The organism is Geomonas sp. (assembly GCF_035254065.1).
Classification (GTDB): domain Bacteria; phylum Desulfobacterota; class Desulfuromonadia; order Geobacterales; family Geobacteraceae; genus Geomonas.
The window spans coordinates 1-8,220 of the sequence record NZ_DATFBA010000291.1 but is presented as its reverse complement, the minus strand read 5'-3'; the positions used below and the strand labels follow the sequence as shown (position 1 = coordinate 8,220).

The window sequence follows — 8,220 nt, the reverse complement described above, 5'->3', positions numbered from 1 at the left end:
AGCGCGGAATCCCCGACATCGGTAGCGATGCAGGGGGTGCCGCACGCCATGGCTTCCCCAACTGCGATAGGAAAGGCTTCACTCCAGGAGGAAGATACGTAGATATCGAAGGCGTTCATGAGCGCGGGAACGTCCCCCCTCTCTCCCAGAAGGAACACCCGATCCTGCAAAGCGTGCTGGCCGATCAGCGCCCTAAGTTCATCGTTGTCCCAGCTGACCCCGGCGCCGGAAAGCACGAAACAGGCGCGGACTCCCTCCCGGTTCAGCCGGGCGGCAGCGGCCAGGAAGTTGCCGTGGTCTTTGATGGGGTGATAGCGGGCGACATGGCCGACCACCAGGACGTCCTCCCCGATCGCCAGCTCCCGGCGGATCTTCAGGCGCAGGGACGGGTCGGGAGAGAAGGCGAGGCAGTCGAAACCGTTGGGGATGACGGTGCTCCTCGCCTTGCAGAAGCCGATCCCCTCGTGCTGCAGCGCACTGGTCGCCGAGCAGTAATGGACCGCGGCCGTCGAGCTGCTCAGCCGGGCACCCAGGCCGATCAGCAGCCTGGTGAGCCTCTTCTCCTTGCCGATATCGTCGAGCGAGTGATGCACGCTCCAGAGCACCGGCCGCTTGCCGACCGAAAGCCACTGTCCTACGGTCGCCGCGATGTTCCCGTGGTACATCCACCCCTGGATGAGGTCGGGGGCGACGGTTCTGATCATCCTGCGCAGGTCGAGCAGGGCCGCCAGGGGAAAGGCCTTGGCCCGGATGTTCAGGGTGAGGACCGGGACGTCGATGGCGGCCAATTTCCTCCCCACGGTACCTTCATCCATAAGGGAAACCACCACCGGATCGATCCCCCGCTCCTTGATGACGGTGAGCAGCTTCAACAACATCAGTTCGGCGCCGCCGGTGGCCAGACCGGTGACCACGTAGAGGACCGTTATGCGCTGTTTGCCGGACGACGGCATACCTCCCCCCTCACACCTGCCGCGCAAGCCAGGAACAAAGTTCCTGCATGCGCGCCCTCTTGTCGATAAAGGGAGTGGCTTCCGCTCGTACCTGCTCCCTGCCGGCCTCCCTCCACTTTAGCGCGCAGCGCAGGAGGGCAGCTGCATCGGCCTGGCCGCGCCGGTAGAAAGGAAAGCTCTCCGGCAGCGCCTCGTCTTTGTGCCCGGCGTACACCGGCAGCCCCCAGGCGAGGTATTCCCGCACCTTCAGCGTGCATGCCTCGCTCATCCCTTTGCGCTCCAGGGCGAAGCAGCTGAGGCCAAGGTCGCACCGCTCGCAGATCTCCCGGACGTAGGACTGGTCGCGCAGGCCGTGGAAAAGGAACCTGCTGTCGGAGTGGCAGGAAGCGATGTCGTCCTCCTTGGCCCGCCCGATGACATGGAGCTCGAAGGGTTCCGGCTGCATTTTGAGCGAGGCTATCACGAGGTCCAGGCCGTGCCATTCGTCGAAATAAGAAGCAACCATGACCAGCTTGGGAATCCCCTCGCGCCGGTCGGTGATCGGCGCAGAGCGCGACAGATCGATGCCATTGGGGTAGCAGCAGGAGGGCTTGGCCGCGGCGATCCTCGCCTGCTCGTAGCGGACGATCTCGCCGGTGACGCCGATCACCCCCTTGGTCCTCGCCAGCACGCGCGCCCCCAGTTCCTTCTCCAGAGAGGACTTGACAGTGCCGCGCACCCCGCCGGCGAGTTTGGCCTCCTGGATCTCGAAGGTGTGATGGACGGTGAAGACATTATCAAACCAGGCGCTGTTCAGGTACTGGATCAGATCCCCGCACGAGTATCTGAGCAAAACCGCGTCGTAGCGGTGACGGTTCTGCTTCAGCCAGGCGAAGGCACGGGAGCGGAGGGCGTAGTAGTCGTAAAGGGCTCCAAAGCGCCGGCCGTCGCTGACCGCCTCCACGAAGTCCCCCTCGCTCTGCCGCAAGGTGAAGAACTTGGTGTCCCAGGAAAATTCCGGCGACAACATCCTGGCCGCCGAGCGCTCCGAGGCAAGCTGGTTCAAGACGCCCTTAGCCAGGGCGGCGGAAAGTCCGAAATGCAGAATCTTGATCATGTTGAAGCCTTGACGTTGGTGAGCAGGGGGGGCTCTTCGACGAGAGCGCACCCCCCCTCCTCTCTTCTCGTATAGTAGAGGTACCCTGCGATGAGATTGAGGGTGGACAGAAAGGTCCAGTGGGTCATCTCTTTCAGATATGAGCTGTGGCAGACCGAGGCGAACAGGTAGCCGACCAGGCTGATCACCACCGCCTGGGCGTACAGGTCGGCTGCGGAACCGGCAACGCTGCCGGCTCCTTTTGCCGCCAGTGACGAGCGCAAAAGCGTTGCTATCCAGCAGGCGAAGAACGCGAAGACGATGACGCCGTACTCGCTCAAGATCTGGATGGTGAAGTTGTGCGGGTTGATGATCCCCGAGGTCTGCCGCAGCGGCAGCATGGAGGACGCGCTTACCTTCTCGTAACTGGCAGCGCCGTATCCCATGCCGTACGAGTGGAACAACATGGTCAGCCCGTTCAGCGAGAGGTTGGCGCGGGACCGGAAGGATTCGTCGCCGGTCACCTTTTGCTGGAGCGACAGTATCTTCTCCAGCTTGGTCTCGTTGCGGGCGCTCAGCCCCTGCAGGGCGACCAGTCCCAGGCAGGCCATGACCACGATCACCAAAAGGGCGCTTGCCTTCCTCTTCCCCGACAACAGCCAGGTGAGGATCTGCACCATGAAGCCGACCAGGGCGAGGCGGCACCCGGTCGCCAGGATGAAAAACGGCGCGGACAGCAGCAAAGCGTAGAGAACGGCCTTTTTGCAGTAGCCGGTGGCAGTCCCGATGGCAAGGAGCAGAAAAGGGACGGACAGCAGGATGAAGGCCCCGTAGTTGTTGGGATTGCTGTAGAAGCTGATCGCAACGAATTCGAGCAGCGCCCGGGCCGGATTCTCCTCTATCCAGTAGCCCGGCAGGTGGTTGTTGGTCAACAGCTCCCAGCTGGCCACCGCACCCGAAACGAGGTAGGCCGCCACCCATCCCGAGCAGAGCGCCTTCAGGTTCCCCGGCTCATACCCCCGCAGGCCGAGCGTGCCGAGCACCATCAGCAGGTACAACGCCATGTTGACCACGTCCGAGGAGCCGCTCTTCAGATCGGGGGTCCAGAGCAGCGACAGCAGTCCCCAGGCAACCCAGACGTAGAGCACGACAGGGAGCAGCCGGAGATTGCGGTTTCTGACCCACTGCAGACCGAAGACGGCAAGGCAGCCGCCCAGGAGCACCAGCAGCCGCCAGGCGCTCAGCCCCCCCGAGCTTTTGCTGGCGGCGAGCAGGGCATAATTGCCGACCGCCGCGCTCACCGGCAGGAGAAAAAAATAGGTTTTTTTGGCCATCCTCGCGGCCACCACGCGCTGCATACCGGAACCTCTCGGGCGAACCTGCCGTCAGCAGGCCGCCTGTATCTGCTGATAGACAAGAGCGAGTCTTTCCACCAGCCTCTCTCTGCCGAAATTTTCCACGGCATAGCTTCTGATGTGGCGGGGATCGAAGGGGGCTCCCTGACAGACGTTTTCCATGGCGCCGGCCAGGCTCTCGACACTGCCGGCCTCCACCAGCAGGCCGGTGCCGGGCACCACGATCTCCTCGGGGCCCCCGCAGCGGGTCGCTATCACCGGCAACCCGGTGGCCATAGCTTCTATCGCCACCACCCCGAAGGTCTCCACGTGGCTGGAAACCACCAGCACCGAGGCGCGCCACATAGCCTGCCGCACCTGCTCACGGGAGAGCGCGCCCAGGAAGCGGACCTGCGGCGAGATGCCGAGCGCAGCGGCAAGCTCCTCGAGAGAGCGCCGCTGCGGGCCGTCGCCGCCCACCTCCAGGGCCACATCCGTTCTGCCGGAGAAGCTCCGCGCGAACGCCTTCAGCAGGAGATCGGTCCCCTTGTTGGGGTTGAGGTTGGCGACCGAAAGAAAGACAAAGGGGGTCCGGGGCTTGCTCCCCTCAAACGGTGCGAAGAAGGAGGTGTCCACTGCGTTGGGCACCACCCGGATCTCACCCCCGCCACGGTAGCCGGCAAGCTCCCGGGCGAGACTGCCGCTGACGGTCAACACCGAGGCTGCCGACGCCAAGACCCGCTCGAGGTACGGGGTCTCCCAGGCCGAGACCAGCTTGCGGGAAAAAACCGAGGAGTGCTCGGTGACCAGGTAGGGTATCCGGTAGCGTCGTGCCGCCTCGCAGGCGGCAACCCCGCCCCAGAGGGTCCCCTGGGCATGGAGGAGGTCGGGACGCCCGAAGCGTCGGATGTAGCTCCCGACGATGCGCGCGGTCGCCAGCCGATACAGCTGCGTCCCGAGCCGTCTGGCCTTGGGGGGGTGCCAGCCGTGGAAGCGGACCACGTCGATCCCCTCCTCCCGCTGGAAGGTGGTCTGGAAGTGTCCCTTGATCAGCTGCTCGACGCTCAGGAACTTGGGACTGCGGATATCGGCATACACCACCCCGACCCGGTGCCCGGCGTCCCGGAGGGCATGGGCCTGCTCCTGGAAGAATATCCCCAGCAGCGGCGTCGCCGCAGTCGGGTACCAGGAGGGCACGAACAGGATATGGGGTTTAGACATGGGCGTACCGCCTCAGTAAGGAGCGCACAGAGGACGCCATCAAGAGCAGCATGGCGCCCACGGCGAGCAAAATGGCGAGCTGCTCCGGGAGAAAACGGACCAGGAGGGCGGTGAGCCCGGCCAGCGACAGGCCCGCGCAGAGGTACCGGCTGTTTCCCCTCAGCCACCCGGAAAACGGCACCCCCGACAGCCGTAAGATGTAGACGATGTAGACCGTGCAGATGACCACGCCGCTGGCGGAAAAAGCCATGATGCCGACCTCGGCCGACCCGGCGAGCTTGCCCGCCCACAGCCCCAGCAGCCTCAAGCTGGTCTCGTACAGGCAAATCAGGAAGCCCTGCTTCTGCTTTCCCTTGATCAGCACGATGGTGCTGAGCGGCGACGAGATGAAAGAGACCATCATCCAAGGGGAGAGGTAGCGGGCGTAGACCCCCGAAGTACGCCAGGATGCGCCGAAAACGGCGCCGAAGAGGTCCGGTCCCACCAGCATGACCACGGCGAACAGCGGAAACGAGATCTTCAGCAGGGTGGCGGCAAGATCCTGCACCAGCCCTCCCATCCCCTCCTCGCTGTCGTTCTTTTCCACCGCGCTTCGATAGAAGACCTGGCCCACGGCCTGGCCGACCAGGGCAGCGGGCAGCCCGATCAGCCGCATGGTCAGGGCGAAATGGCCGGTCACTGCCGCGGAGAAGAACAGCGACATGAGGACCGGCGGTGCCTGCAGCCCGATGACGTTGATCAGGGAGGCCCACAGGTTGTACAGGGGGAAGTTCTTGTACACCTTGAGCGTGTCCAGGACGGCACGCCAGGAGACGGAACGGAAAGGAACCTTCCCCCTTCTCACCAGGGAGGTGACCCCCAGAAACTGCCCCACCATGTAGCCGATCAGCAGGCCTACCTCCTTGAACAGCAAGGAGCCGGATGCGATCTGGATGCACCCCTGTCCCACCGATTGAAGGACCTTGGTGCTGGAAAGAACGGCGAACTGCTTCTGCCTGTTGTTCCACAGGTAGAAGATCTGATACAGGCCGATGAAGAGCACGCCGATGGGTACCAGCCAGAGGTAGTGGGCGAGGGTCGGCGATTTCAGCAAAGAGGTCGCGTACGTGGAGAGCGGCGACAGCAGCAGGGCCGTGAGTGACAGGGAAAAGAGCGCGAAGAACCCGATCGAGGCCACCACCAGATGAACGGCCTCCTCTTCGGTTTTAGCCATGGGGATGGCCATTTCATACCGCAGCGCCCCCACCACCACCAGCACCGCGATAAGGGAGGAAAAGACGGCGAGGGTGCCGAAATCCTGAGGCGAGTACAGTCGGGTAAGAACCGGTGCAGCCAGGGCCGACACCACCTGCGCGATGAGCGTTCCGCCGACCAGCAGGGAAACGTTGCGGAAAAAAGAGTGCTTTTGGGGGACCATGAACTATCTATGCCTAACCGTTAGCGGCGCGCTGCGCCGGCGAAACGCAGAGCCCAGCAGATGCCGAGAGTGTCTGCCGCTGACGCGGCGTCACCGGTACGCAGATGACACCGCATCGATGAACGCCTGATCGCTCTTTGGCAACTGGTAGGTCACCACGCCGTTGGCCAGCCCCTGGTCGATCGATTGACGGGCGATCCTGATGCACTCCTTGACGTAGTCGGGGGTGGGAGCGTCCGGAGATTGGGAGTGCTTGGTGGCATAGATCATCACGATGAGCGGCAGCTGCTTGTGCTTTTTGACCCGCTTCAGGGTCTTGTCGAGCGTGATGCGGTACATCTTTATCTGCGCCGACAACAGCGTGGTGTCGGAGTTGTTCTCCTGCGGGTAGAAGTAGGGGAAGACCACACCGTCGATGGCGCCCTGCTCGACCTGCTTCAGGATCTTCGTCTCGTAGCCGTAGTAACAGGTCGCCAGCAGCGCCAGCTTGGGCGCGATCTTGTGCGCCTCGGTCATCATCTTCTTGCAGTAGGCCGGGGTAAAGAGGCTGGTGTTGCCGTTGAAGTCATCGATCACGATCCCCTTGATGGCCGGATAGCTCTTGGCGAGCTTGGCGCACTCCACCGCCCACTGCACGTAATCGCCGCCAAAGGGAACCGGCACCCCCTCCGAAGGCGGGGTCAGGGTCAGCCACAGGTTCAGGCCGGCATTCTGGAACTGGGGGGCCATGAGCTGGAAGTCTTCCCAGGCATAGCGATAGGCCGGACGGTTGTCCCAGACCAGATGAAAGTAGTCGCTGGCGTTGATGGTCTTCAGCACGGAGATCAGCTTGGCGATGTCGGTCCGCCCGTCCGCGGTTCGGGCACCGATGTTGGTGTAGTCCCCGCGCAGGCCCGAGACGGCGGGCACCTCGGGTCCGGTGAAACCGCTAGCGGTGGCCGCGCAGGTGGAACCACCCTGGATTCCGGCCACCAGGCAAAGGGCGAGGAACAGCCCGGAGAACAACCTGCGGGTCGCTGTCGAGTTGAAACTCATCATGGCCTCCGTGGAAAACCTCATGGCTCAGCCGCCTCTGCCATGTTGACCGTTTTGGCAACCGTTCTCACCTCGTCGGGTGTCAGATACGGGTGAAAGGGGAGCGACAACACCGTCTCCGACGCCTTTTCGGCATGGGGGAAATCCCCTTTTTGGTGGCCCAGGTAAGAGAGGGCGTCCAGAAGATGCATCGGCTTCTCGTAGTAGACCATGGACGGTACGCCGGCCCCCTGCAGAGCTGCCTGCAGCGCGGCGCGCCGGTTGCTCCGTACGGTGTACTGTGCCCAGGCTGAACGGCTGTGAGGGGGGACGCGGGGGACAGCGACGCCGCCATCCGTGCCGAGCTCGCTCGCGTAGAGCGCGGCGACCTCTTGGCGCCGAGCGTACTCCTGCGGGTAGATGTTCAGCTTCTCGATCAGGACCGCCGCCTGCAGCGTGTCGAGGCGGGCGTTGAGGCCGATGCTGACGTTATTGTACTTGTCGACGCCCTTGCCGTGCATGATCAGAGAGCGCACCTTCCGGGCCAGCGCGTCATCGTCGGTGAAGACCGCGCCGCCATCCCCGTAGCAGCCCAGGGGCTTGGCCGGAAAGAAACTGGTCGCGCCGACATGCGCCAGCCCGGGTGCCCGCCGCCCCCGGTACTCCGCCCCGAAAGACTGGGCCGCGTCCTCGATCACGAACAAGCCGTGTTTCTCGGCCAGCGGCATGATCGACTGGTACTCGGCCGGCAGACCGAAGAGATCGACGGCGATGATCCCTTTCGCCCGCAGGCCGCCGCTCAGCGTGCCGATGGCCTGCTCCAGCTTCCCCGGGTCGATATTGAAGGTTTCCGGGTCGATATCGACCAGCACCGGGGTCGCCCCGGTCAGGGCGATCATCTCGCAGGTGGCAAAGAAGGTAAACGCCGTGGTGAAAACGGCGTCGCCCGGGCCGACGCCGTAGGCCAAAAGCGGCAACAGCAGGGCGTCGGTGCCACTGGAGCAGCCGATGGCGTGACGGACCCCGACGAAATCGGCCAGCCTATGCTCCAGCTCGGCCACCTCGGGTCCCATGATGTACTGGCCGTGGTCGAGCACCCGCTTGATGGCGGCGTCGATCTGCGGACGAATCGTTTCCTGCTGGGCGTGTAGATCGATGAATTGCATGGCTCTCACTTCGCTTTCAGCTGGTCGTAAAACACCTTGC

The 8,220-nt window shown here is 63.7% G+C and carries 7 protein-coding genes; all 7 read right to left on the bottom strand.

The genetic code is table 11. From position 1 onward, the window contains the following. On the bottom strand, window positions 1-953 hold a 953-nt coding region (locus VJ604_RS13345; RefSeq protein ID WP_324083283.1), incomplete at its 3' end, for a glycosyltransferase. A 10-nt stretch (window positions 954-963) separates the two neighbouring features. Beyond that, complete coding sequence (locus VJ604_RS13340) at window positions 964-2,049, bottom strand: glycosyltransferase family protein (protein WP_324083282.1); 1,086 nt, start codon at window positions 2,047-2,049, stop codon at window positions 964-966. Next, complete coding sequence (locus tag VJ604_RS13335; RefSeq protein WP_324083281.1) at window positions 2,046-3,386, bottom strand: O-antigen ligase family protein; 1,341 nt, start codon at window positions 3,384-3,386, stop codon at window positions 2,046-2,048. Before VJ604_RS13335 ends, VJ604_RS13340 begins: the two co-directional genes overlap by 4 nt. 27 nt (window positions 3,387-3,413) lie before the next feature. Beyond that, window positions 3,414-4,583 (bottom strand): glycosyltransferase, encoded by a 1,170-nt coding sequence (locus tag VJ604_RS13330; RefSeq protein ID WP_324083279.1) that lies wholly within the window; start codon window positions 4,581-4,583, stop codon window positions 3,414-3,416. Further along, the gene (locus VJ604_RS13325; protein WP_324083278.1) at window positions 4,576-6,000 is read right to left on the bottom strand and encodes a lipopolysaccharide biosynthesis protein; all 1,425 of its coding nucleotides are present in this window, start codon (window positions 5,998-6,000) and stop codon (window positions 4,576-4,578) included. Before VJ604_RS13325 ends, VJ604_RS13330 begins: the two co-directional genes overlap by 8 nt. 90 nt (window positions 6,001-6,090) lie before the next feature. Then, window positions 6,091-7,059 carry a hypothetical protein gene (locus VJ604_RS13320; protein ID WP_324083277.1) on the bottom strand — a complete coding sequence of 323 codons (969 nt, stop codon included), beginning with the start codon at window positions 7,057-7,059 and terminating at the stop codon, window positions 6,091-6,093. Next, window positions 7,056-8,180: a DegT/DnrJ/EryC1/StrS family aminotransferase gene (locus tag VJ604_RS13315; protein ID WP_324083276.1), complete on the bottom strand. Its 1,125-nt coding sequence runs from the start codon at window positions 8,178-8,180 to the stop codon at window positions 7,056-7,058. The genes VJ604_RS13320 and VJ604_RS13315 overlap by 4 nt, the downstream gene beginning before the upstream one ends. Between the last annotated feature and the right edge of the window lie 40 nt (window positions 8,181-8,220).